Raw genomic sequence first — 26,459 nt, forward strand, 5'->3', positions numbered from 1 at the left:
ATTTTAAATTAATGTTTAACCATAATTTTATATTTATGAGAAGCTTTTGTCTTATTGTTTTGTGTTTTTTCTCTTTTGCACTAAAGGCACAAACATTATATAATAATCCTATAATCCCAGGTTATTATCCAGACCCAAGTATATGCAGAGTTGGAGAAGATTATTACTTGGTTACCTCCTCTTTTGATTCTTTTCCTGGGATTCCAATCTTTCATAGTAAAGATCTTGTAAATTGGGAACAGATAGGCCATGTATTGGACAGACCGTCACAAATAGCTTTAGATTCTATTGCCTATTCTGAGGGGGTATATGCACCAACTATTCGTTACCATAAAGGAACGTTTTATGTTATTAATACGGCAGTTGCCGTAAAGGATAGGAGTAAAAGGGGAAATTTTATAGTAAAGGCTACCAATCCTGCAGGACCATGGTCGGAACCTTATTTCCTTAATGATGCTCCAGGTATAGATCCGAGCTTGTTTTTCGATGATGACGGTAAAGTCTATTATGTAGGGAATAAGCGACCTGATAAAGGAGAAAAGTATAAAAACCATCGTGAAATATGGCTTCAGGAATTGGATTTGAATACAATGCAGCTTATAGGAGACAAAAGCATTATTCTATCTTCTGGTGGAGCTCTTAATTTTGCACATAATGCAGAGGCTCCTCATTTATACAAAAAAGACGGTTATTATTATCTTTTAATAGCTGAAGGAGGTACAGGTATAAATCACGCTGTATCCGTCTTTAAATCTAAAGATATAAAGTCTGAATATGAACATCATAAGAAGAATCCTATTCTGACTAATCGTCATTTAGGACGTGATTATCCTATACAGTGTATAGGACATGCAGATATGGTTGAGACTCAGAATGGAGAATGGTGGATGGTTACTCTTGGATGCCGTCCTTATGGTGGAGTCTATTTTAATTTAGCTCGTGAGACATTCTTGGTACCAATGACATGGGAAGATGGCTGGCCGGTATGTGCACCAGGAGTTGGTCATGTAGCTCTAACTCACGAAGCTCCTAATTTGCCGGAATATAAATTTGCATCGACTCCGACTATAGATAATTTTGATACCCAGCTGTTAGGGCTACAATGGAATTTCTTGCGAATTCCAAGAGGTGACTTTTGGGATTTGGATAAACCTAAAGGTTTTTTGTCTCTTCGTTTGAAGAAGGAGCGTATTACGGAAGAACTGAATCCGGCTTTTGTTGGTAGAAGGCAACAGCACATGAACTTTGTATCCCGAACTTTAATGAAATTTTCTCCCAAAGAAGAGAATGAAACAGCGGGTATGGTTATTTATCAGGCTCCTAAATTTCATTATAGAATGGAACTTTCCAAGTCTTCCAATGGAGATAAAGTTATAAAACTGACAGAGTGCAAAGGGGGAAAGGAAAGAGTTCTAAACCAACAAACGATAAATTCCTCAGACTTGTTGTTGGAGATATCTGCTGAAGGGCAGGATTTGAAATTCCGTTATAAAGAGAGTGATGAGAAAGACTGGGTTGTTTTAGCTGACAAAGTTAATGGAAGAATTCTTAATAGAAATACAGCAGGAGGATTTTCCGGGATTTATTTGGGAATGTATGCCAGTGGCAATGGTCAGGAAAGCAAGAATGTGGCTTCATTCGATTATTTTGAATATTATGGTAAGTGACTGTAACGCTTTTAGTAAATAAATTGTATGAAATATTTTCTAAGGTTATTATTTGTTATTGTGTTCATTTGTACACCTTACATTTCGTATAGTAAGATAGCAAATAGTTCTATAAATGACTTCGACATATCCCAATATAATGTGGTATGGAACAGTATGAGTAAGAACTCAAGTGAATCAATGCCTTGCGGGGGAGGTGATATCGGTACAAATGTATGGGTTGAGAACGGTGAATTAATGCTTTACCTTAGTAAGAGTGGAGCTTTTGAGGAAAATGGAGTCTTCCCTAAATTGGGTAGAGTAAGATTAAACTTTAGTCCGTCACCTTTTGAAAATGGAGAGTTCAGACAGGAACTCCATTTGGATGAAGGATATGTATCTATATGGGCCAAAAACTCATCATTGGAAGTTGAGTTGAAAGTATGGGTCGATGTTTTCAACCCTGTTGTACATATTGACGTGGAATGTTCACGTCCTGTTATGGCAGAGGCTGTGTATGAAAACTGGAAATATAAGGAACATAAATGGACTACGGATCTGGAGTATAATTCCAGTCGTGCTTATGTGAATTCTCCATACACTCCGGTTATATTGAGAGATAGTGTCCGATTTGAGGATAACCAGGTTTTGTTTTATCACAGGAATAAAGACTGGACTATTTTTGATATGACTGTCAGGCAGCAAGGACTTGATGGAGTAAAAAACGAGATGTGGAATCCTTTGCAAGGACTGACGTTTGGCGGATGTATGTTTGCTGATAATATGTATTCTGACGGAACTACTATGGGTGAATATGCAATAACTCCTTATAAGGGATGGAAGCTACAATCCAAAAAGGAGAATAAGAATTACAGTGTAAAAGTGATCTTACATGCTGAAAATACTGATTCAGCTGAGAACTTTGTTAATGATTTGATGAATATAAAACAGACTCTTCCTGCTGATAAGGATTGCGAAAAGAAAAGCCGTAAATGGTGGAATGATTTCTTTAAACGCAGTTACATTGCCATTAATACAGATGATAAGGACAAATGTCCGGAAGCATGGCAGGTAGGAAGGAACTATAATGTATTCAGATATCAGATGGGATGTAATGCTTACGGACGTTTCCCGACAAAATTCAATGGCGGTCTGTTTACTTTCGATCCTTGTTATGTAAGTGAAAAATATGAGGCTACTCCGGATCACAGAGATTGGGGAGGTGTGACTTTTACAGCTCAAAACCAAAGACTGCTTTATTGGCCAATGCTAAAATCAGGTGATTTTGATATGATGGCCTCTCAATTGGACTTTTATCTTAATGCACTGAAAAATGCAGAGCTGAGGACAAAAGTTTATTGGGGACATGGAGGAGCAAGTTTTACTGAACAGATGGAAATGTTTGGACTTCCGGTTGCTTCAGAATATGGTTGGGACAGACCTTCAAACTATCCTGTTGGAGTGGAGTATAATAAATGGTTGGAATATCTATGGGATACATCGCTTGAATTCTGTATGATGGCAATGGATAAGCAGCGTTTTAACGGTGATGATATTTCCAGATATATACCGTTGATTGACAGTTGTCTGGATTTCTTTTTCCTGCATTATCAGCAAGAAGCATTGAACAGAACATTGCAGCCTTTTGATGGTAATGGGAAGTTAGTGATATATCCGGGTTCCGGAGCGGAAACATATAAGGTTGCATACAATGCAAGTTCTACAGTGGCAGCTTTACATTCTGTCTTAGGACGCCTGTTGGAATTGCCTGAACATTATCTGACTCCGGAAAGAAGAAACTATTGGAAAGAACTTCAGAAAAGAATTCCGGATATTCCACTTATGGAAAAGGACGGGCATAAAATCATTGCTCCGGCTGTTGTATGGCATAGAAGACAGAATCATGAGATGTCTCATCTGTATCCAGTCTATCCTTGGGGTATATATGGAATAGGAAAACCAGGACTGGATATTGCGATAAATACTTGGAAGTATGGTGCTGAGACAGGTATGCAGAAGGATTGTCCTAATCTAAGCTGGCATCAGGATGCTATTTTCTGTGCCCGAATGGGATTGACTAATGAGGCTGAAAAGCGTACAATAAAGAAACTTAAGGATTCACCAAGGCGCTTTCCTACATTCTGGGGACCAGGACATGACTGGGTTCCTGATCATAATTGGGGTGGTTCCGGTATGATTGGACTGCAGGAAATGCTTATGCAGACAGATGGAGAGAAAATCTATTTGTTTCCGGCATGGCCAAAGGAATGGAATGTGGTATTCAAATTGCATGCTCCTTATAATACAATTGTAGAGGGAGAACTGAAAGATGGTGAAGTGAAGAATCTGAAGGTAACCCCTAAAGAAAGATTAAAGGATATGAAGAATATGTTAGAGTGATAAAGTTTTATATTGGTAAAAATTCGATATTTTTATATTAATAGATTTACTTTATTCAGATTTAAAATTATTAGATATGAGACGTTTACGATTTATAATACTGCTTTTGTTATTTTATTCTTTTTCTTATGCTAATGGATTACGTATATTATTTATTGGTGATTCAATAACTGATGGTAATTGGGGAAGACCAAGAAAAACTGGGGTTCCTTCTTCAGAACGTAACCTGTTGGATATGAATCATATCTATGGAAATGGCTACATGTACCTATGTGCGGTCTATTACCAAAGTAAATATCCTGATAAGAATTATGAGTTTTTTAATAGAGGAATTAGTGGTAATACATTAGATGATCTTGAGAAACGATGGGAAAATGATGTGATTTCATTACAACCGGATGTATTGTCTATCCTCATAGGTACAAATGACATAGATAAGATTATTAAAGTTGGAGGTGAGTTTGATACGGCAGAATGGGAACAAAAGTATAGGTCTATAATTAAGAGAGCTTATGAATCTAATTCTAATTTGAAGTTGGTTTTAGGTGCTCCTTTTGTCGCAAAAACAGGTAAGTTATCATCTGCCCCTGACTATGATAAACGCCTCAATCTTATATGTGAATGTGGAAAGATTATAGAAAAAATAGCTAATGATTATAATGCTGTATTTGTTTCTTATTATGAGTTATTTAATAATCTACAAATGAAGTCAGGAGAAAACAGCACATATTGGATTTGGGACGGAATACATCCAACACCTGCAGGCCAAGGTAAAATGGCTGAACTTTGGTTAAAATGTACGGATGAATTGTTTAAATAAATCGTTAATTATAAGATTTCAAAAGTAACTATAGTCTGGAGTAATTTTTTTTATAAATTTGAGTTATGAAATGACCTTATTACTTATATCTCTTAAGAATTAATATTATGAGAATAAAGCAGTATTTTCTATTTTTTTTATTTTTGTATGTCAGTAGTAACTCAATGTTGGCTGAATGGATTCCTAATGCATGGCCTGTCTTAAAAAAGTACGATCTGCAACATTTGTATCAAATTGCCTTACCGCTTGGAGGTATAGGTACAGGAACTGTATCCTTGGGTGGTAGGGGAGAGTTACGTGATTGGGAAATCATGAATGTTCCTGCCAAAAAATACAGTACGGTCACAACCGGTAATAATGCACCGTTTTTTGCAATATATACAAAGACAAAGTCGGGGAATGCCGCAACTACTTTGTTGGCGGGACCTCTTTATGACCATGAATATCTTCATTATGAAGGTCGCCCTGTAAATCATCATGGATTGCCTAGATTCTCAAATGCTACATTTGATGCGGCTTATCCTTTCGGACAGGTTAACTTGTCGGATGATACGTTGCCTGTTGATGTTAAAATCAAGGGATTTAATCCTTTGATTCCTGGCGATGCGGATGCGAGTGGTATTCCTATTGCTATATTATCGTATCAAGTGACAAACAAGACTTCAGAACCTTTAGAGGTTTCTATATGCGGATCTATCCGTAATTTTATTGGAAAAGACGGAAGTAAATTCACATCCGATTGGAAGGGAGATTATATTCCTGTAGGCTGTAAAGACAATAAGAATATATATAAATCAGAAAATGGATTAAAGGGTATATATTTCTATTCTGAAGGTGTTGACAAGAATGACCCTGCGTATGGAACCATGGCATTGACTACACAGGATACCGGGAATGTCACTTATAGAACGTCATCGAAACCTGATAGTTGGAGCAATAGCATTTTGAGTTTTTGGGATGATTTCAGTGCGGATGGGGAATTGACGGAATTGTCTGAGAGTAATGATGAGGATCCTATGGCATCAATGGCTGTAAAGAAGATTATTGAGCCTTATAAAACCAGAACATTCTCTTTTTTCATTACATGGAATTTCCCAAATAGAAAGGCTTGGTCAAAAACTGTTGTCGGTAATTATTATAGCAAACAATATCCTGATGCCTGGAATACTGCAGTGAGAGTTGTTCCGCAGCTTTCTTCTTTGGAGAAAGAAACATTGCTTTTTGTCAATAGTCTGCTTGAAAGTTCGTATCCTGATGTTGTAAAGGAAGCTGCTTTGTTCAACCTGGCAACACTGCGTTCGCAAACTGTTTTTCGTATTCCTAGTGGTCATTTGATGGGTTGGGAAGGTGTAATGGACAGGTTCGGTTCATGTAAAGGTTCGTGTACACACGTGTGGAATTATGAAATGGCTACTCCTTTCCTGTTTGGAGAACTGGCAAAAACAATGAGGGATGTTGAATTCAATTATTCTACTAAAGAAAACGGCTTGATGAATTTCAGGGCTGAACTTCCTTTGACTGAAGCTTCAAAAGGTAATGCGGCTGCGGCTGACGGCCAAATGGGCTGTATAATGAAATTCTATAGAGACTGGCAGCTTTCGGGTGATGATGATTTTCTGGAAAATAACTGGGAACAAATAAAAAAAGTATTGGGCTACGCTTGGATTGAAAAAGGTTGGGATGCTAATCAGGATGGTGTTATGGAAGGTTCGCAGCATAATACAATGGATGTGAACTATTTTGGTCCTAATCCGCAAATGGGATTCTGGTATTTGGGAGCGTTGAAAGCGGCAAGTAAAATGGCTGCTGCTGTAAAGGATAAGGATTTCGAGAAGAAGTGTGTGTCATTATATAGAAAAGGCTCCAAGTGGATTGACAGGAATTTGTTCAATGGAGAGTATTATGAACACAGGATTACAGATCCGAAATCATTCGAATTTATAGATATGGACAAGCCGAATGCCAAGATACCTAGATTCCAGTTAGGAAAAGGTTGTTTGGTAGATCAGTTAGTCGGGCAATATATGGCACATATTTGCGGATTGGGATATTTGGCTGATAAGGAACATATACGTACTACGTTGAAAAGTATTATGAAGTATAATTATGTGGAGGATTTCAGCCGACATTTTAACAATATGAGATCTTATGTGATGGGGAATGAGTCTGGATTGTTGATGGCTTCCTGGCCTAAGGGACGTTTGCAGGTTCCTTTCCCTTATTTTGCCGAAGTAATGACCGGGTTTGAATATTGTGCTGCAGTGAGTATGTTATACGAAGATATGAATGATGAGGCCTTGATGTGTATCCGTTCTATAAGAGACAGGCATGACGGAGCCAAACGCAATCCTTTCAGTGAACCGGAATGTGGACATCATTATGCACGGTCGATGGCCAGTTGGGCTGCAATTATTGCTTTAAGTGATTTTAATTACTCTGCTGTAGATAAAACATTCCGTATAACTTCAACTCCAGGTACGTATTTCTGGAGTAATGGATATGCCTGGGGTACTTGCTCCGTTGGTACCGATAATATCAGAATTGATGTGTGTAAAGGTTGTATAAATATCAATAGAATTTTTATAGGTGATGAAAAAATCAATAATGTAGATGTAACTTTAAAAGATTCAGAGGGCAGAACATTTGATATTGAATAATCGCATGAAATGAAATATTATCCATTGCAGATTTTATTTATGGCTGATACGTGTCAAATAAGGAGAATGGTGATAAACCATTTCTCCTTTATTATTTTATTGAGTGATTCAATTCTTCATAAAATCCTCCATATTCGCCAAAGCCTTTTGTGAAAGGCGCTCGATGCTTTGAATTGATTTTCCTGAGATATATGGCGTATAAAGTACATTTGGAATATGTGCAAGTTCTTCAGCCAGATTTCCCATGCCTGTGGCATCGCACAGATAGTAGCTGGAAGGACACTTATCAAGCCATTGTTTTAGTGCTTCTTTGTCGAAAGTAGGTCCGACAGAGGTATTGACCAATATCTTTCCGTTGCCCATTATCTTGAATTCATGTTCTCCCAAAAGATAGTTGTTGCGAGGTAAACAGGTGCATATAATCTCTGCTTCAGAAAGCAGAAGGTCTAATGGCTGGTATTTGATGCCTTTCATCTCTGCATCAGGCTTGCGTGTTCTGCTGTAATAGCGGATGTCTGCTCCGAATATTTTCAACGCTTCAGATATCATACTGCCTGTTTTACCCAGACCGATGATACCGACCTTCCTTCCGGTAAGTTCAGTACTTTCCTTTTCCCAACGGTGTGGACCAAATCCGTGAAGAAGACGTACCAGCTCGCTTATAACATATTCCACTACACCTTCGTCGCCATAGTCTTTCACTCCGGTAACGGTTATACCTCTGCGTCGTGCTTCGATGACATCTACATTGCAGCTTTCCGGATTATACAATGTGCAGCACATTCCTATATATCGGATGTTGGGACAGGCGTCAAGGACCGTACTTCTGATTTGGGTACGGAATGATACCAGCAGACAGTCGGCATCTCCAATACGACTAATTACTTCTGACTCCTCTGTAGGGAAATCATGATATACTTCTACTTTTTCTCCTAATGTTTGTAGACGTTCTATTGCATTATTGTTCAGCAGTGTCTCGTCGACTGCCACTATTTTTCTGAATTTCATATTTGTCATAAGTTGTAGTTTATGCGAAATTAGTTCTTTTATTTAGAAAACAGATGCTGATTTTGTCTTTTTAATTCGTTAACTCAATATTATTGATAGTATGATTATATAACATAGTAAAGTTTCTATCCAAATATGTAAAAAACTATAACACTTTTCATTATAAAGGAATATAATGTTACTTTTGCAAGTAATTTTCACACAGATGGTGAGATTCTGTATATTTATAAATTAATTGTTTAGAGTATGAATAATAACATTCCACCGATAACGAAAAATCTGCTTATTATCAATGTGTTGTGCTTTTTTGGTGCGATTGTGGCAGAAAGATACGGTATTGATGCCGAAAAAATTCTGAGTCTGCACTTCTTTATGGCTTCCGATTTCAATATGGGGCAGCTTGTGACATATATGTTTATGCACGGCGGTTTCACTCATATATTCTTCAATATGTTTGCCCTCTGGATGTTTGGACGTGTGCTTGAGCAGGTGTGGGGACCAAAAAGATTTCTCATTTATTATATGGTATGCGGTATAGGTGCCGGATTAATTCAGGAACTTGTGCAGTTGGTCGAATATCTCACTGTATATTCTAATTATGATAACGTACAGACACCTTACGGTATAATCCCTATGGGAGAATATCTGAACATGATGCGTACTGTTGGTGCTTCTGGAGCCGTTTATGGTATTTTGCTTGCGTTCGGTATGCTCTTCCCGAACAGTCAGATGTTTGTATTCCCACTTCCTTTTCCTATAAAGGCCAAGTTCTTTGTGATATTCTATGCTGTAGTAGAACTTTTCCTGGGAGTGTCGGCAAATGATAATGTGGCACACTTCGCACATCTTGGAGGTATGCTCTTCGGTTTGATTCTAATTTTGTACTGGAGGAAGAAAAATGGTAACGGACAGACTATTTACTGATTTGAAGAATAATTTCTTTGGAAGAAACATTGTAGGACGGCTTATACTTATAAACTGTCTTGTCTTTGTGTTCGTTGAACTGATAAGCGTATTCCTTATGCTGTTCAATGTACCATATAATCCTATTGCTGAGGCTCTGAGCCTTCATGCATGGGTGCCTACTTTCATCATGCAGCCATGGTCTATAATTACATATCAGTTTATGCACGGTGGTCTGCTGCATATTCTGTTCAATATGCTGTGGCTTTATTGGTTCGGTAATCTCTTCCTGAATTATTTCTCATCGAAACATCTCAGAGGGCTTTATATACTCGGTGGGCTTTGTGGAGGAATGCTATATATCATATCTTATAATGTATTTCCATATTTCGAAATGGCAAGGATTAGTGCCGTTATGGTTGGGGCATCCGCATCGGTGCTTGCTATAGTTGTTGCTACTGCAGTCAGAGAGCCTGAATTCCCGGTACAGTTTATGTTTATAGGTACAGTAAGACTTAAATACGTGGCTTTGTTTATGGTTATCTTAGATTTGCTTTTCATGACTTCCAGCAATGCCGGCGGACATATTGCTCATTTGGGTGGTGCGGCAGCAGGTTTCTGGTTTTCTATGGGACTGGCAAGAGGTACTGATGCTACAAAATGGATTAATGCTGTTATTGACTTTTTCGCCCGTGGATTCAGGTTGCCTAAACGTAAACCAAAGATGAAGGTACATTATGGCAAACATCAGCAGCAGTATGATTATAATGAGCGTAAGAAGGCCAATGAGGACGAGATAAACCGTATACTTGAGAAACTGAGAAAATCCGGTTACGGTAGTTTGTCGGAGGATGAGAAGAAGAAACTTTTTGATGCAAGCAGAAGATGAGATTCATTAGGAATACATTCAAGTTCTTTTTTCTTATTATCAATATTATTGTAGGTGCAGGTTTTCTGATATGTGCCTATAGTCCCATGATTTCTCCTGTACAGCATCCAGTGTTGGCATGTGCAGGTCTTTTCATTCCTATTTTTATAATCCTCAATCTTTGCTTTATCGTGTTTTGGGCATTTGCCAAATGGAGACTGGTTGTTGTCCCGATTGTTTTCTTCCTTTTGGGGTGGAACTCTCTGATGTCGTATAGTCCAATAAATTTTTCTTCTGAAAGTTCAGGAGGAGTAACTCTGGATGTGTTGACTTACAATGTGATGCAGATGCAGACACAGAAATCTGCCGACGGGAGCAAGATAAATCCGATATTGGATTATATCAAGGAAAGTGGAGCGGATATAGTTTGTCTTCAGGAATATCCTTTGCATGATTCGGCAATAAAGAATTCTCTATTGAAAGTTTATCCTTACATGAGAACGCACACAGTGAACGGAAATTCCATGGCATGTTATTCTAAATATCCTGTAAAGCTGATTGAAGGAATAAATGTTGTTAGCAAGAGTAATGGAAGTGCAGTATTCTCTGTTAAATATAAGGAGTATAACATACCTGTGATTGTCAATCATCTGGAATCAAATAAACTGGATGCGCACGACAAGGAGGTGTATACGGATATGTTAAAGTCTCCTGATGAAGATAAGGTGAAGAGCGGAAGTAAATATCTGTTGAAGAAACTGGCTGATGCTATGTCTATACGCGGACCGCAGGCTGATGTCATTTCGGGGTACATAGAAAAGGAGTATTCTCCGTATATGATAGTTTGTGGTGATTTTAATGATACTCCGGTTTCGTATGTACATAATAAAATCGGTGAAAGACTGCAGGATGCTTATAAAGAGGCTGGTAATGGTCCCGGAATAACATATAACAGAAATTTTCTGTATTTCAGGATTGACCATATCATGGTGGGAGATGCTTACAGAGTGCTTGATTGTCGTGTGGACGATTCGATAGACGCTTCGGATCATTATCCGTTGAAGTGCAGATTGGAGATAAAGGAATAACTTAATAACTTAGATATATGAAACAAGTAATGATGGCTTTGGCTTTGGGCGGCATGGTGTGTGCATGCGGCCAGAAACAGGCGGATACGGTAAATCCGTTTATGACAGAGTTCCAGACTCCGTACGGAACTCCAGATTTCAACAACATTAAGTTGGAACATTATGAACCGGCTTTCCTGAAAGGTATCGAACAACAGAATGCCGAAATTAAGGCTATTGTGGAAAATCCTGCAAAACCTACATTCGAAAATACCATAGTAGCACTGGATAACAGTGGCGAAATCCTGTCGAGAGTTGCCGGAGTGTTCTATGCCCTTACAGAGGCTGATACCAACGACGGACTTATGGCCTTGGAGGCAAAGATGGCTCCTGTATTGTCTTCTCATAATGACAATATTTATCTGAACATGGATCTTTATCAGCGTGTGGCTGCCGTTCATGAGCAGGAAGCTAACGGTGAAATCCAGCTTACTACAGAACAACACTATCTGCTTGACAAATACTATAAGAGATTCGTATCGTCAGGTGCATCGCTTGATGCGGAAAGTCAGGAGAAACTGCGTGAGATAAACAGCAAGTTATCAACTCTGTCAATAGAGTTCGGCAATCATGTATTGGCGGAGAATAATGCTTTCAAGTTGGTTATCGACAATGAAGCTGATCTTGCAGGTCTTCCTGAATCAGTAATAGCAGGTGCGGCTACCGAGGCTAAGGCTAACGGAATGGAAGGAAAGTGGCTTTTCACTCTTCAGGCTTCAAGCAGAACTCCGTTCCTGCAGTACGCCCAGAACCGTGAGTTGAGAAAGAAGATCTATCTTGCATACACAAACATGGGTAACAACGGTGATGCAAATGACAACAAGGAAGTATTGAAGCAAATTCTTACTCTCCGTCTGGAAAAGGCTAAACTGATGGGATTCGACAACTATGCACAGTACGTTCTTCAGGATAATATGGCAAAGACTCCTGAAAACGTGATGAGCTTCTTGAATGAACTTTGGAAATATTCTATTAAAAATGCCAAGGTTGAGGCTGCCGAACTGCAGAAGATTATGGATAAGGAAGGAAAAGGAGAGAAGCTTGAAGCATGGGACTGGTGGTATTATGCTGAAAAGCTCCGTCAGGAAAAATATAATCTGAATGAGGATGAGATTAAACCATATTTCAGCCTTGAAGACGTAAGAAGCGGATTGTTCTATGTAGTGAACAAACTGTACGGAATTACTCTTACCAAGGTTGATTCTATCTCTGTATATAATAAGGATGTAGAAACTTTCATCGTGAACGATGCCGACGGTTCATTCCTTGGAGTGTTCTATTCAGACTTCATGCCACGTGCAAGCAAGAGAAGTGGTGCATGGATGAGCAATTTCCGCGAACAGAAAGAAGGTGTACGTCCTATAATCTATAATGTAGGAAGCTTTACAAAACCTGTAGGTGATGTTCCTTCACTGTTGTCGATAGATGAGGCTCGCACTATGTTCCACGAGTTCGGACACGCTCTTCACGGAATGCTTTCGCAGTGTAAGTACTATGGAGTATCAGGAACATCTGTTGCACGCGATTTCGTGGAACTTCCTTCTCAGATTATGGAGCACTGGACTGTTGCTCCTGAGGTAATGAAGGTTTATGCAAAACATTATCAGACAAGAGAAACTATCTCTGACGAATTAATCGCCAAGATTGAAAATCAGGCATTGTTCAACAGCGGATTTATGACTACCGAACTTCTTGCCGCTGCTATACTTGATATGGAACTTCATCTCCTCACTTCGACAGAAGGACTCGACGTGATGGCATACGAGAAGCAGGTTATGGATAAACTTGGATTGATCTCTCAGATTGCTCCACGTTATCGTGCAACTTACTTCAACCATATCATCGGCGGTTATGCTGCAGGATATTATGCTTATCTGTGGGCAGAAAGACTTGACGCTGATGCTTTCAGCGCATTCGAGGAAAAAGGTTTGTTTGATCAGGCTACTGCTACGGCCTTCCGCAAGAATATCCTTGAAAAAGGAGGCTCAGACGATCCTATGAAACTTTATGTGACATTCCGCGGACAGGAACCAAGCATTGAGCCTATGCTGAAAAACAGAGGTCTGAAGTAAGACTTCAGTTTGATAGTTTATATAACAATTAAATAAATATACGACGCCCGGTGGATGAAAATCTCTGCCGGGCGTTTTTGTATTTTGGAAATCCTGTTTATATAAAAATGTATTTTTACTTACATAATCTCTAAATACAACTTATATTTATAAAAACAAAGACTGTATTTACATATATATAGGTTGTATATATATGTATGCAATATGTATTTAGAAATAATGAAATGAAGTTTATAACTTTGTATACCCGTGAAATTAAGTTATTTAGTGGGTAAAATAGTTATATGGTATGCTACAATAAATCTGTAAAATAACGTTTTTGTGACCTTTTTTGTTCATATTTATCAAAATATCAGCATTCTTTCAGCTATAAACAGAAAAAAAAGCTATATTTGCAACCTTGAAAAAACGTATCTAATTAAAAAGTAAAATAAAATAAATTAAACTATCATGCAAAACAAAGGATTTGTAAAAGTCTTTGCAGTACTTTTGACTCTTGCATGTGCCTTTTATCTTTCGTTCTCGTTCGTGACTCGTCATCACATGAAACTTGCAGAACAGGATCCGAAGGGTGCGGCGCATTACCTTGATTCTATGCAGAATGAAAAGGTATGGTTGGGAGTTTACTCGCTGAAAGACTGCCGTGAGATGGAGATTGGTTTGGGTCTTGACCTTAAGGGTGGTATGAACGTCATTCTTGAAGTATCTGTTCCAGACGTAGTAAGAACACTTGCTGACAATAAGCCGGACGAGGCTTTCAACGCTGCTGTAGCAGAAGCTGCAAAACAGCAGATTACCAGTCAGGAAGATTTTATCACATTGTTCGTAAGAGAGTATAAAAAACAGGCTCCTGACGGCAAATTGGCTGAAATCTTCGCAACTCAGCAGTTGAAAGATAAGGTAAATACACGTAGCACTGACGCAGAGGTTGAAGCTGCTCTTCGTGAAGAAGTTAAGGCTGCTGTAGAGAACTCATATAACGTATTGCGTACTCGTATCGACCGTTTCGGTGTGGTTCAGCCTAATATCCAGACACTTGAAGGCAAGATGGGACGTATCATGGTTGAGCTTCCTGGTATCAAGGAACCTGAACGTGTGAGAAAACTTCTCCAGGGTTCTGCAAATCTTGAGTTCTGGGAAACATACGAGGCTTCTGAAATCGTGCCTATCCTTGCATCTGCTGACAGCCGTGCACGTGACATCCTTTATGTAGCTGAATCTGCTGATTCTGTAGAAGTTAAAGAGGAAGCTACAGCTGCTGTATCTGCTAAAGATAGCCTTACTGCTGCTTTGAAAGGCGAAAAAGCAGAAACTAAGGTCGATATGGAACAGTTGAAGAAAGAACATCCTTTGTTGTCAGTTCTTCAGTTGAACCAGAGTGGTGTTGGCTGTATCGTAGGTTATGCTGACTATAATGACACTATCCAGATTAATAAGGTACTGAACATGAAGGAAGTGAAGAACATCCTTCCTCGTGATCTGAAGCTTATGTGGGGTGTTAAGGCTACTGATATGGACAAGACTGGCCGTATCTTTGAGCTTTATGCTATCAAATCTACTCAGCGTAACGGACGCGCTCCACTTGAAGGTGATGTTGTTACTGATGCACGTGATTCATACGACCAGTATAACAGACCATGTGTAACAATGTCAATGAATACAGAGGGCTCTCGTCGTTGGGCTGTGTTGACTAAACAGAATACAGGACGCGAGATTGCTATCGTATTGGATGGATATGTATACAGTGCTCCACGTTCTAATGGTGAAATTGCAGGTGGTAATTCAGAAATCACTGGTAACTTCACTCCTGAGCAGACAAAAGACTTGGCTAACGTATTGAAAACAGGTAAGATGCCGGCTCCTGCCCGTATCGTACAGGAAGATATCGTAGGTCCTTCTCTTGGTCAGGAATCTATCAACCAGGGTATCATGTCATTCATCGTTGCCTTGATTGTTCTTATGGTTTACATGTGTGCAATGTACGGCTTCATCCCAGGTATGATTGCCAACCTTGCATTGTTCGTAAACTTCTTCTTCACACTTGGTATTCTTACTTCGTTCCACGCTGCGCTTACTATGTCAGGTATTGCCGGTATGGTATTGTCACTTGGTATGGCTGTGGATGCTAACGTGTTGATTTACGAACGTACTAAAGAAGAATTGAGAGCAGGTAAGACTACTAAGGCTGCTTTGGCTGATGGTTATTCTAACGCATTCTCTGCTATCTTCGACTCTAACTTGACATCTATTATCACTGGTATCATCTTGTTCTACTTCGGTACAGGTCCTATCCGTGGTTTTGCTACTACTTTGATTATCGGTATCCTCTGCTCGTTCTTTACAGCTGTATTCTTGACTCGCGTAGTTTATGAATACTTCATGAACAAGGATAAGTGGTTGAACTTGACTTTCACTACTAACCTTTCGAAGAATTTGATGAAGAACCCTGCTTATAACTTCATGGGTTCTGCCAAGAAGTCATTCACAGTGTTCGGTGCAATCATCGCAATCTGTGTGGTATCGTTCTTTGTTCGTGGTTTGGCTCAGAGTATCGACTTTACAGGTGGTCGTAACTTCGTGGTTCAGTTCGAAAAGCAAGTGGAACCGGAAACAGTTCGTGACCTCTTGAAGACTAAGATTACTGAAGATAACGTTCAGGCTATCGCTTTGGGTACAGATAAGAAGACTATCCGTATCACTACTAACTACCGTATCAATGAAGAATCGGCTACTATCGACTCTGAAGTAGAAGCATTTATCTATGAATCATTGAAGGAAGGTAACTTGTTGGGTGAAGGTACTACTTTGGAAGTATTCATCGACCGTGATAACCGTACAGGTGGTTCTATCATCAGTTCACAGAAGGTAGGTCCAAGTATCGCTGACGATATTACAAGATCAGCTATTTGGTCTGTATTGTTCGCTTTGATTGCAATTGGTGCTTACATCTTGTTGCGTTTCCGTAACATTGCGTTTAGCTTGGGTGCAACTGCATCATTGGTTGTGGAAGTAACTTTGATTATCGGTGCTTACTCATTGTGTCACACATGGGCTCCGTTCTCTTTGGAAATCGACCAAACATTCATCGGTGCTATCTTGACAGCTATCGGTTACTCTATCAACGATAAGGTGGTAGTATTCGACCGTATCCGTGAATTCCGCACTTTGTATCCGAAGCGTGACCGCTTCCAGTTGTTCAATGAATCGTTGAATACTACTTTGGCTCGTACTATCAATACTTCTGTAAGTACATTGGTTGTATTGTTGTGTATCTTTGTTCTTGGTGGTGACAGCATCCGTAGCTTCGCATTTGCGATGATTCTCGGTGTTGTAATCGGCACACTCGGTTCATTGTTCTTTGCTGCTCCAGTAGCTTATTTGACATTGGGTAGCAAGTTGCCTGAAGAAAATAAGTAATTAAAATAAAAAAAGAGGGCTTCCAGTTGGGAAGCCCTCTTTTTTTTGTATATTTGTTCCTTGTATTGAAAGAAAGAAAAGTTTCAACGTATTAAATAACAGAACATGAAAGCTTTAGTAAAGAAAGAAGCCCAGAAGGGTATTTGGATGGAAGAAGTTCCTGTTCCAAAAGTGGGTGTGAACGACGTTCTTATCAAGATTAAGAAGACTGCTATTTGTGGTACCGACTTGCACATCTACAAGTGGGACGAGTGGAGCCAGAAGACAATCAAGACTCCGATGACAATTGGTCATGAATATGTAGGTATTGTTGCCGAAGTAGGTCCGGGTGTCCGTAATATCCAGGTAGGCGACCGTGTAACAGGTGAAGGTCACATCGCTTGTGGTCATTGCCGTAACTGCCGTCGTGGTTTGCAGCACATCTGTGAAAACAGTATTGGTGTCGGTGTAAATCGTGATGGTGCCTTCGCTGAATACCTCTGTATTCCAGAATCAAACGTGGTGAAGTTGGACGACCGTATCTCTGACGATATGGCTGCTATCATGGACCCGTTCGGTAATGCAACTCATACTGCTCTTTCTTTCCCACTCTTGGGTGAAGACGTATTGATTACTGGTGCAGGTTTGATTGGTACGATGGCTACAGCTATCGCTCGTTTTGCAGGTGCAAAGAATGTAGTAGTAACCGACTTGAGCGACTATCGTTTGGATATCGCTAAGAAGATGGGTGCTACTGTAACTGTTAATGCGGCTAAGGGTGAAACAGTTGCCGGTGCTATGGAACAACTCGGTATGCGTGGTTTCGACGTAGGTTTGGAAATGTCTGGTTCTCCGATCGCTTTCCGTGACATGGTTGCTAACATGTACAATGGTTCAAAGATTGCTCAGTTAGGTATCTTGCCTCCGACAACTACTGTAGACTGGAGTGAAATTATTTTCAAGGCGTTGACTATCAAGGGTATCTATGGTCGTGAAATGTGGGAAACTTGGTACAAGATGCAGCAGATGTTGATTTCTGGTTTGGATTTGACACCGGTTATCACTCACCACTTCCCGATTGCTGAATTCCAGAAAGGTTTCGATGTAATGGAATCAGGTCAGTGCGGTAAGGTTATCTTGGATTGGGAATAATATTAATTAGAAAAAAAGATAAAAGAATATATGTACGGTAAAATGCAACAGTTCCTTGCGCAGGAACTCGAAAATATCAAGGCTGCTGGTTTGTACAAGAACGAACGTATTATCACTACTCCTCAGAGTGCTGATATCAAGGTAAATGCCGGTCAGGGTGTATTGAACTTCTGTGCCAACAACTATTTGGGTTTGGCAGACAACAAGCGTTTGATTGAAGCAGCGAAGGCAGCTATGGATTCTCATGGTTATGGTATGTCTTCTGTACGTTTCATCTGCGGTACTCAGGACTTGCATAAGCAGCTCGAAGCAGCTATCTCTGATTACTTCAAGACTGAAGATACTATCCTTTATGCTGCTTGTTTCGATGCGAATGGTGGTGTATTCGAACCATTGTTCACTGAAGAAGATGCTATCATCTCGGATGCATTGAACCACGCTTCAATCATTGATGGTGTACGTTTGTGTAAGGCTAAGCGTTATCGTTATGCCAATGCAGATATGGCTGAATTGGAAAAGTGCTTGCAGGAAGCTCAGGCTCAACGTCATCGTATTATCGTTACTGACGGTGTATTCTCTATGGACGGTAACGTAGCTCCGATGGACAAGATTTGTGACTTGGCTGAAAAGTACGATGCTTTGGTAATGGTTGACGAATCTCACTCTGCCGGTGTAGTAGGTGCAACAGGTCACGGTGTAGCTGAACAATACGATGTATACGGTCGTGTAGATATCTTCACTGGTACATTGGGTAAGGCATTCGGTGGTGCAATGGGTGGTTTCACTACAGGTCGCAAGGAAATCATTGATATGCTCCGTCAGCGTTCACGTCCTTACTTGTTCTCTAACTCAGTAGCTCCGGCTATCGTAGGTGCAAGTATCGAAATGTTCAAGATCTTGAAGGAAAGCAATGCTTTGCATGACAAGTTGATGCATAACGTGACTTACTTCCGTGAAAAGATGTTGGCTGCAGGCTTTGATATCAAGCCGACTCAGAGTGCTATCTGCGCTGTGATGTTGTACGATGCGAAGTTGTCTCAGGACTTTGCTGCCAAGATGCAGGAAGAAGGTATCTATGTAACAGGTTTCTATTATCCGGTAGTTCCGAAGGGACAGGCTCGTATTCGTGTACAGCTTTCTGCTGCTCACGAACAGGAACATTTGGATAAGGCAATTGCAGCCTTTATCAAGGTGGGTAAGGAATTGGGCGTTATTAAGTAAGAAAACCTACTTATATAATAAGGAAAGGGATGGTGAAAACCATCCCTTTTTTATGTACCCCCGAGGGGAATCGAACCCCTATCTAAAGTTTAGGAAACTTCTATTCTATCCGTTGAACTACAAGGGCATCCCAAAATAGGCGGACGCAAAGGTAATCTTTTTTATCGTTTCTGCCAATAATATTTTGTCGTTTCATGGAACTTTACTTAATTTGTTGCAAATTGTAGAATAAATGTTTTAAAATAGAAATCATATGGCAGAAGAAATGATTGTCAAGGAATTAGACCAGGTAGTGGTACGATTCTCAGGCGACTCAGGTGATGGTATGCAGTTGGCCGGAAATCTCTTTTCGACTATCTCTGCTACAGTGGGGAATGACATTAGTACATTCCCAGATTATCCGGCAGATATCCGTGCTCCGCAAGGTTCGTTGACTGGGGTATCCGGTTTTCAAGTACATATCGGTGCAGAAAAGGTGTTCACTCCAGGTGATGCATGTGATGTGTTGGTTGCAATGAATGCGGCAGCACTTAAGACTCAATATAAGTTTGCGAAATCTACAGCTTGTATTATTATTGATACAGACTGTTTCCAAAAGTCAGATTTGGAAAAGGCGGCTTTTAAGACTGACAATCCGATTGAAGAAATGGGTATCAAGAACGATGTGATTGCGGCTCCTATTTCTCAGATGGTGAAGGACTGTTTGGCTGATTCGGGCATGGACAACAAGTCAATGCTGAAATGTCGTAACATGTTTGCACTCGGTTTGGTGTGCTGGTTGTTTAATCGCGACTTGACCATTGCCGAAAACTTCCTCCGCGAAAAGTTTGCAAAGAAGCCGGCCATTGCAGAAGCGAATATTAAGGTGATTCATGCTGGTTATGACTATGGTCACAATACCCACTCTAGTGTGGCTCATACATACAGAATCGAAAGTAAAACTGTGAATCCGGGTAAGTACATGGATATTACTGGTAACAAGGCTACTGCCTACGGTTTCATTGCTGCTGCTGAAAAGGCTGGTTTGAAGCTTTATTTGGGTTCTTATCCGATTACTCCGGCTACCGATGTGCTTCACGAACTCTCTAAGCACAAGTCTTTAGGCGTGGTGACAGTTCAGTGTGAAGACGAAATCGCAGGATGTGCTTCGGCTGTCGGTGCTTCTTACGCAGGTGCTTTGGCGGTTACTTCTACTTCAGGTCCAGGTATCTGTTTGAAGTCGGAAGCCATGAACTTGGCAGTAATTATGGAGCTTCCGTTAGTGGTGCTCGATGTTCAGCGCGGTGGTCCAGCTACCGGTCTTCCTACCAAGAGTGAACAGACCGACTTGTTGCAAGTGTTGTTTGGTCGTAACGGAGAAAGCCCGATGCCAGTATTGGCAGCGACTTCACCGACTGATTGTTTCGATGCTGCTTACGAAGCTTCAAAGATGGCGCTCGAGCACATGACTCCAGTTGTTCTCTTAACTGATGCATTCGTTGCTAATGGTTCAGCCGCTTGGAAACTACCAAAATTGGCAGATTATCCGGCTATCCAGCCTCCGTTCGTTCCAGCAGAGTTGAAGGGAACATGGACTCCATATCAGCGTAACGAAGAGGGGGTACGTTATTGGGCTATCCCGGGAACAGAAGGTTTTACACACATTCTTGGCGGTTTGGAAAAGGATAATGCAACTGGTGCTATCTCAACTAATCCAGAAAACCATCACTTGATGACTCAACTCCGTCAGCAGAAGATTGATAATATAAAGGTACCAGATGTAGTGGTAGAAGGTGACAAGGACGATGCTGAATTGCTCATCGTGGGCTTCGGTGGTACATACGGACATCTCCATGCAACCATGGACGAAATGCGTGCGGCTGGCAAGAAGGTGGCTTTGGCGCACTTCAAGTACATCAATCCGTTGCCAAAGAATACGGAAGAAGTATTGAAGAAGTATCCGAAGGTAGTGGTAGCCGAACAGAACATGGGTCAGTTTGCAGGTTACTTGCGTATGAAGATTGATGGTTTTGTACCATCTCAATATAATGAAGTAAAGGGTCAGCCATTCGTGGTTAATGAACTTGTGGCTGCATTCACCGAAATCTTGAACAAATAAAAAAGAAAAGTTATGTGCGAATTTACAGCAAAAGACTATAAGAAAGGACAACCTCGTTGGTGTCCGGGTTGCGGTGACCACTTCTTCTTGGCTTCACTGCACAAGGCGATGGCAGAAATCGGTGTGGCTCCATGGGATATTGCCGTTATTTCGGGTATCGGATGCTCCAGCCGTTTGCCTCACTATATGAATACGTATGGCATGAACACCATCCATGGTCGTTCAGCTGCGATTGCTGCTGGATGTAAAGTGGCCAATCCGAATTTGACCGTATGGCAGGTGTCGGGCGATGGCGATGGTCTCGCTATCGGTGGTAATCACTTCATTCATGCCAACCGTCGTAACATCAACTTGAACATGATTCTGTTGAACAACCGTATCTATGGTTTGACCAAGGGACAGTACTCACCGACTTCTCCACGTGGTTTTGTCAGCAAGTCGTCTCCTTACGGTACAGTGGAAGATCCGTTCTGTCCGGCTGAATTGTGCTTCGGTGCTCGTGGCCATTTCTTTGCCCGTTCCGTAGCGACTGATGCTGCCGGTACAGTCGATATATTGAAAGCTGCTTATAACCATAAGGGTGCTTCGGTTTGCGAAATCCTTCAGAACTGTGTGATTTTCAATCATGGAACTCACGAATCGGTATATACCAAGGAAGGCCGTGCCAAGAACGCTATCTATTTGGAACATGGCAAGCCAATGCTCTTCGGTGAAAACAAGGAGCTCGGCTTGATGCAGGAAGGTTTCGGTTTGAAGGTGGTAAAATTAGGTGAAAACGGTATTACTGAAAAGGATATCCTGGTTCATGATGCACACTGCGAAGACAATACCCTTCAGTTGAAGTTGGCTTTAATGCAAGGTCCTGATTTTCCGATTGCGCTCGGTGTGATTCGTGATGTGGAAGCTCCAACTTACGATGATGCAGTATATGCACAAATAGAAGAAGTGTCGGAAAAGAAGAAATACCACAACTTTGATGAATTGTTGTTGACCAACGATACTTGGGAAGTGAAATAAGCCTCGTAGAGAGTATCTCAATATGGGCCGCCATCTTTTTTAAAAAGACGGCGGTCTTTTTTTAAAACATAATGGTCTTTTTAAAAAACATCGTCGTATATTTCTAAATTTAATTTGTCCGTAATTTTCTTTTGCCTATTTTTGTCGATAATTGTGACTAATTAGAATAACAAATAAGATGAAAAGTGTAAGATTAGTAGGAATAGTATTGCTGGCAGCAATGCCATTCCTGACAATGAAAGCGCAGAAAGCCATGACTCCGCAAGATTTGCAGGACTGGAAGCGCATTACTACTCGTACCATTTCCAATGATGGACAATGGGCGGCAGCTATGTTTACTCCGTGGAAGGGAGATTCGGAAGTACAACTTTTGTCGGTAGATGGTAAGGCGGTATATACCTATTCTCCGGCTTCGGAGGTGAAGTTCTCGTCATCGGCTGCTTATGCGTTGGTAAAGAAAGTACCGGCCGATGCTTTGGTGGACGAATTGAAGTTGAAGAAAACCAAGAAGGATAAGATGCCGATGGATGAACTTATCATCCGTAACTTGAAGAACGGTACCGAATGGACCATTGACTCGTTGAAAGGATATAAATTGGCAGAAGAAGGGGAGTGGTTGGCTTACCAACGTACCCGCAAGGATTCTTCGTTGGTGGTTGTTTCTTTAGACGGCACTCAGAAAGTGTTGCTTCCTTCGGCTTCGGTTTACGGATTTGCTAAGGAAAAGGCGGCTCTCTATTTCGTGACCACGGAAGACAAAGATGGCAAGAAGCCGGGTATGTATGTTTGGACTCCGGAAGCGACTCAACCCGTATTGGTCAAAGAAGGTAAGGGGGTGTTTGTGCAACCTACTTTTGATAAGACAGGTAGCAAGTTGGCTTTCCTCTATACCGATGACAAGAAGCAAAAGGACTACACCATGGCTTTGTGGATGTCAGAAAATGCTGGTGAAGCTCGTGAATTGGTCAGTCCTACAACTGCTGGTTTGCCAGAAGGTTGGGTCGTAAGTCCGAACCAACGTTTGAGTTTCTCGGACGATGCTACCCGTTTGTTCCTGGGTACAGCTCCGGCTCCATTGCGTAAGGATTCTACCGTCTTGGATGCTAACCGTCCGAACGTTCAAGTATGGAATTGGGACGAACCGGTACAATACACCGTTCAGCACTTCAATGTAAAGCGTGACTTGAAGAAGAGTTATGCAGCCGTTTATCAATTGAACGATCAGAAACTGGTACAGATTGCCGATGTGGAATTGCCGGATGCACAATTGCCAGTGAAGGGCATGGGCGATTGGGCCATCGTTTCTACTTCGAAACCATACTCGCTCTCTTCTATGTGGGAAGGCCGTACCCGTTCCGATTATTATAAGGTATCCTTGTCCACTGGTGAGCGTACATTGATTGCAAAAGCCGATTATGCAGGCTATCGCTTATCACCAGCTGGTAAGTATGTCGGAACCTACAATGCGACAGACAGCTGTTGGTATACCATCAACTTGGCAGACAATCGTAAGATTCGGTTGACTACTCCGCAGACATTCCCGGCTTGGGATGAAGACAATGACGTGCCTAACTATCCGTCGCCTCACGGCATGGCTGGTTGGACCAAGGATGATGGAGCCTTGTTGATCTACGACCGTTACGATATCTGGTCGTTCGATCCGGAAGGTAAGAAGGCACCGGTGAAACTCACCAAAGACGGTCGTCAAAAGCAAGTGACTTACCGCCGTATTGTCCTCGACAGAGAACAAGTAGATATTGATTTGAAACAACCGATGTTGCTGACCGGTTTCAATGAAGTGGACAAGAGTACCGGTATCTATCGTGCCCGTTTGGTGGCTCCTTCAACTCCGGCTTTGTTGGCAGGAGGTGCTTTCAATTATGGCAATGTCATGAAGGCTAAGAATGACGATAAGTATATTTATAGCCGTGAGAACTTCGAAGTCTTTCCAGATGTATGGTCAACCGATGGCAACTTCAAGAAAAGTGTTCAGTTGACACAAGGTATCCGTCAGCAGGATGCATTCATTTGGGGTACTACTGAATTGATTTCTTGGATTTCATTGGACGGAAAGAAGATAGAAGGCGTCATCTACAAGCCGGCTAACTTCGATCCGAACAAGAAATATCCGATGATTGTGAACTTCTACGAACGCAATGCAGAAACTTTGAATGAATACCGTATGCCGGAACCTCATCGTTCTACCATTGACTATCGTATGTATTTGAGCAATGGTTACATTGTCTTCAATCCGGACAATCGCTATCGCGATGGATATCCGGGCGAAAGTTGCTACAATTGTGTGATGCCAGGTATTCAGGCAGTGCTTTCCCGTGGTTATGTAGATGAAAAGCGCATCGGTGCACAAGGACATAGTTGGGGCGGCTATCAAGTAGCCTATTTGGCGACTCGTACCCGTTTGTTTGCAGCTATCGAATCGGGTGCTCCGGTGGTGAACATGTTCAGTGCTTATGGTGGTATCCGTTGGGGCTCTGGTTTAGCACGTTCTTTCCAGTATGAACATACACAAAGCCGTTTGGGTGCTACTCCGTGGACTGATCCACGCCGTTACTACGAAAATTCTCCATTGTTCTTGATGGATAAGGTGGAAACTCCGATTCTGATTATGCACAACGACCAGGACGGTCATGTGCCATGGTATCAAGGTATCGAGTATTTCGTAGCCTTGAAGCGTTTGGGCAAGCCGGCATGGATGCTGAACTATACAGGTGAGCCACATTGGCCGACCAAGACTCCGAACAAGCTCGACTTCCAAATTCGCATGAAGCAGTTCTTCGACCATTTCTTGAAGGGAGAACCGATGCCGAAATGGATGAAAGAAGGGGTGCCGGCGGTGAAGCAGCCATACGAATTAGGCTATTAAGACAAATAAAGGGGTTTTTGCAAAGTGTAAATAGCATATTTGTTATACAAATTTAAATATTTCGTTAACAAGGAAATATTTTACCAATAACTTCGTTTGTTTTAAAATAAAATACTATTTTTGTAACGCCTTGAACAAGGTAAAGGCTTATTTGCCTTGTTTAGGGTGTTTGAAAGAGGAAAAATAAAAACAATTATAACCCAATTAATCATTTATCAAAATGGCAAATTTAGATTTAAGCAAGTACGGTATTACCGGTGCTGTGGAAGTACTCCACAACCCTTCTTACGAAGTATTGTTCGCTGAAGAAACAAAGGCTGGTTTGGAAGGTTTTGAAGTAGGTCAGGAAACTGAACTTGGTGCTGTTAATGTAATGACTGGTATCTATACAGGTCGTTCTCCTAAAGATAAGTTCTTCGTGTACAACGAAGCTAGCAAGGACACTGTATGGTGGACTTCTGAAGAATATAAGAACGACAACAAGCCATGTTCTGAAGAAGCTTGGGCTGATTTGAAGGCTAAGGCTGTTAAGCAGTTGAGCGGCAAGAAGTTGTTCGTAGTTGATACTTTCTGTGGTGCGAACGAAGCAACTCGTTTGAAGGTACGTTTCATCATGGAAGTAGCATGGCAGGCACACTTCGTGACTAACATGTTCATCCGTCCGACAGCTGAAGAATTGGAAGCTTATGGTGAACCTGATTTCGTTTGCTTCAACGCTTCTAAGGCTAAGGTTGACAACTATCAGGAATTGGGCTTGAACTCAGAAACTGCAACTGTGTTCAACTTGAAGACTAACGAACAAGTTATTTTGAATACTTGGTACGGTGGTGAAATGAAGAAGGGTATGTTCTCTATCATGAACTACTTGAACCCATTGAAGGGTATCGCTTCTATGCACTGTTCTGCTAATACAAACATGGAAGGTACTGACTCTGCTATCTTCTTCGGTTTGTCTGGTACAGGTAAGACTACTTTGTCTACAGATCCTAAGCGTTTGTTGATCGGTGACGACGAACACGGTTGGGACGAAGAAGGTGTATTCAACTACGAAGGTGGTTGCTACGCTAAGGTTATCAACTTGGATAAGGAATCAGAACCAGATATCTACAAGGCTATCCGTCGCAACGCTTTGTTGGAAAACGTTACAGTTGATGCAGAAGGTAAGATTAACTTCGCTGATAAGAGCGTAA

General features: G+C 41.1%; 16 protein-coding genes and 1 tRNA gene. 15 read left to right on the top strand and 2 right to left on the bottom strand.

The genetic code is table 11. The features are described 5' to 3' along the window. Positions 1–35 precede the first annotated feature (35 nt). From Q0486_RS08355 to Q0486_RS08370, 4 genes are all read left to right on the top strand, one after another. Positions 36–1,667, top strand: a complete 1,632-nt coding sequence (locus tag Q0486_RS08355; RefSeq protein WP_299232019.1) for a glycoside hydrolase family 43 protein — start codon at positions 36–38, stop codon at positions 1,665–1,667. A gap of 27 nt (positions 1,668–1,694) precedes the next feature. Next, positions 1,695–4,046 (top strand): DUF5703 domain-containing protein, encoded by a 2,352-nt coding sequence (locus Q0486_RS08360; RefSeq protein ID WP_299232021.1) that lies wholly within the window; start codon positions 1,695–1,697, stop codon positions 4,044–4,046. Between the two features lie 76 nt (positions 4,047–4,122). Beyond that, positions 4,123–4,866, top strand: coding sequence for an SGNH/GDSL hydrolase family protein (locus tag Q0486_RS08365; protein WP_299232023.1), 744 nt, complete (start codon positions 4,123–4,125; stop codon positions 4,864–4,866). Positions 4,867–5,030: 164 nt separating this feature from the next. Next, positions 5,031–7,523 carry a GH116 family glycosyl-hydrolase gene (locus tag Q0486_RS08370; protein WP_299232046.1) on the top strand — a complete coding sequence of 831 codons (2,493 nt, stop codon included), beginning with the start codon at positions 5,031–5,033 and terminating at the stop codon, positions 7,521–7,523. 108 nt (positions 7,524–7,631) lie between these two features. On the opposite strand, the gene Q0486_RS08375 is transcribed toward Q0486_RS08370, so the two are convergent. Continuing rightward, positions 7,632–8,531 carry a D-isomer specific 2-hydroxyacid dehydrogenase family protein gene (locus Q0486_RS08375; RefSeq protein ID WP_299232025.1) on the bottom strand — a complete coding sequence of 300 codons (900 nt, stop codon included), beginning with the start codon at positions 8,529–8,531 and terminating at the stop codon, positions 7,632–7,634. Positions 8,532–8,777: 246 nt separating this feature from the next. On the opposite strand from Q0486_RS08375, the gene Q0486_RS08380 reads away from it, so the two are divergent. The 7 genes from Q0486_RS08380 to kbl all read left to right on the top strand — a co-directional run bounded on the left by Q0486_RS08380 (position 8,778) and on the right by kbl (position 19,270). Beyond that, complete coding sequence (locus tag Q0486_RS08380; RefSeq protein WP_299232027.1) at positions 8,778–9,455, top strand: rhomboid family intramembrane serine protease; 678 nt, start codon at positions 8,778–8,780, stop codon at positions 9,453–9,455. Then, positions 9,430–10,323: a rhomboid family intramembrane serine protease gene (locus tag Q0486_RS08385; RefSeq protein WP_299232029.1), complete on the top strand. Its 894-nt coding sequence runs from the start codon at positions 9,430–9,432 to the stop codon at positions 10,321–10,323. Before Q0486_RS08380 ends, Q0486_RS08385 begins: the two co-directional genes overlap by 26 nt. After that, positions 10,320–11,390, top strand: a complete 1,071-nt coding sequence (locus Q0486_RS08390; protein ID WP_299232031.1) for an endonuclease/exonuclease/phosphatase family protein — start codon at positions 10,320–10,322, stop codon at positions 11,388–11,390. The genes Q0486_RS08385 and Q0486_RS08390 overlap by 4 nt, the downstream gene beginning before the upstream one ends. Positions 11,391–11,407: 17 nt before the next feature. After that, positions 11,408–13,501: a M3 family metallopeptidase gene (locus tag Q0486_RS08395; protein ID WP_299232032.1), complete on the top strand. Its 2,094-nt coding sequence runs from the start codon at positions 11,408–11,410 to the stop codon at positions 13,499–13,501. A 450-nt stretch (positions 13,502–13,951) separates the two neighbouring features. Beyond that, positions 13,952–16,918 carry a protein translocase subunit SecDF gene (secDF, locus tag Q0486_RS08400; RefSeq protein WP_299232033.1) on the top strand — a complete coding sequence of 989 codons (2,967 nt, stop codon included), beginning with the start codon at positions 13,952–13,954 and terminating at the stop codon, positions 16,916–16,918. Positions 16,919–17,023: 105 nt separating this feature from the next. Then, a complete protein-coding gene (gene tdh, locus Q0486_RS08405; RefSeq protein WP_299232034.1) occupies positions 17,024–18,049 on the top strand; it encodes an L-threonine 3-dehydrogenase in 1,026 nt (341 codons plus the stop codon). 30 nt (positions 18,050–18,079) lie between these two features. Continuing rightward, the gene (gene kbl / locus Q0486_RS08410) at positions 18,080–19,270 is read left to right on the top strand and encodes a glycine C-acetyltransferase (RefSeq protein WP_299232036.1); all 1,191 of its coding nucleotides are present in this window, start codon (positions 18,080–18,082) and stop codon (positions 19,268–19,270) included. 55 nt (positions 19,271–19,325) lie between these two features. Here the strand turns inward: kbl and Q0486_RS08415 are convergent. Then, positions 19,326–19,397 (bottom strand) — tRNA-Arg (locus Q0486_RS08415). Positions 19,398–19,523: 126 nt separating this feature from the next. On the opposite strand from Q0486_RS08415, the gene Q0486_RS08420 reads away from it, so the two are divergent. The 4 genes from Q0486_RS08420 to Q0486_RS08435 form a co-directional block, all read left to right on the top strand. Then, positions 19,524–21,368: a 2-oxoacid:acceptor oxidoreductase subunit alpha gene (locus tag Q0486_RS08420; RefSeq protein WP_299232038.1), complete on the top strand. Its 1,845-nt coding sequence runs from the start codon at positions 19,524–19,526 to the stop codon at positions 21,366–21,368. 12 nt (positions 21,369–21,380) lie between these two features. Beyond that, positions 21,381–22,385 (top strand): 2-oxoacid:ferredoxin oxidoreductase subunit beta, encoded by a 1,005-nt coding sequence (locus Q0486_RS08425; protein WP_299232040.1) that lies wholly within the window; start codon positions 21,381–21,383, stop codon positions 22,383–22,385. A 178-nt stretch (positions 22,386–22,563) separates the two neighbouring features. After that, positions 22,564–25,269, top strand: coding sequence for a prolyl oligopeptidase family serine peptidase (locus Q0486_RS08430; RefSeq protein ID WP_299232042.1), 2,706 nt, complete (start codon positions 22,564–22,566; stop codon positions 25,267–25,269). A gap of 220 nt (positions 25,270–25,489) precedes the next feature. Beyond that, positions 25,490–26,459 (top strand): phosphoenolpyruvate carboxykinase (ATP) (locus tag Q0486_RS08435; protein WP_299232044.1); only part of this gene is annotated, 970 nt, incomplete at its 3' end.

The organism is uncultured Bacteroides sp. (assembly GCF_937912035.1).
Classification (GTDB): Bacteria; Bacteroidota; Bacteroidia; order Bacteroidales; family Bacteroidaceae; genus Phocaeicola.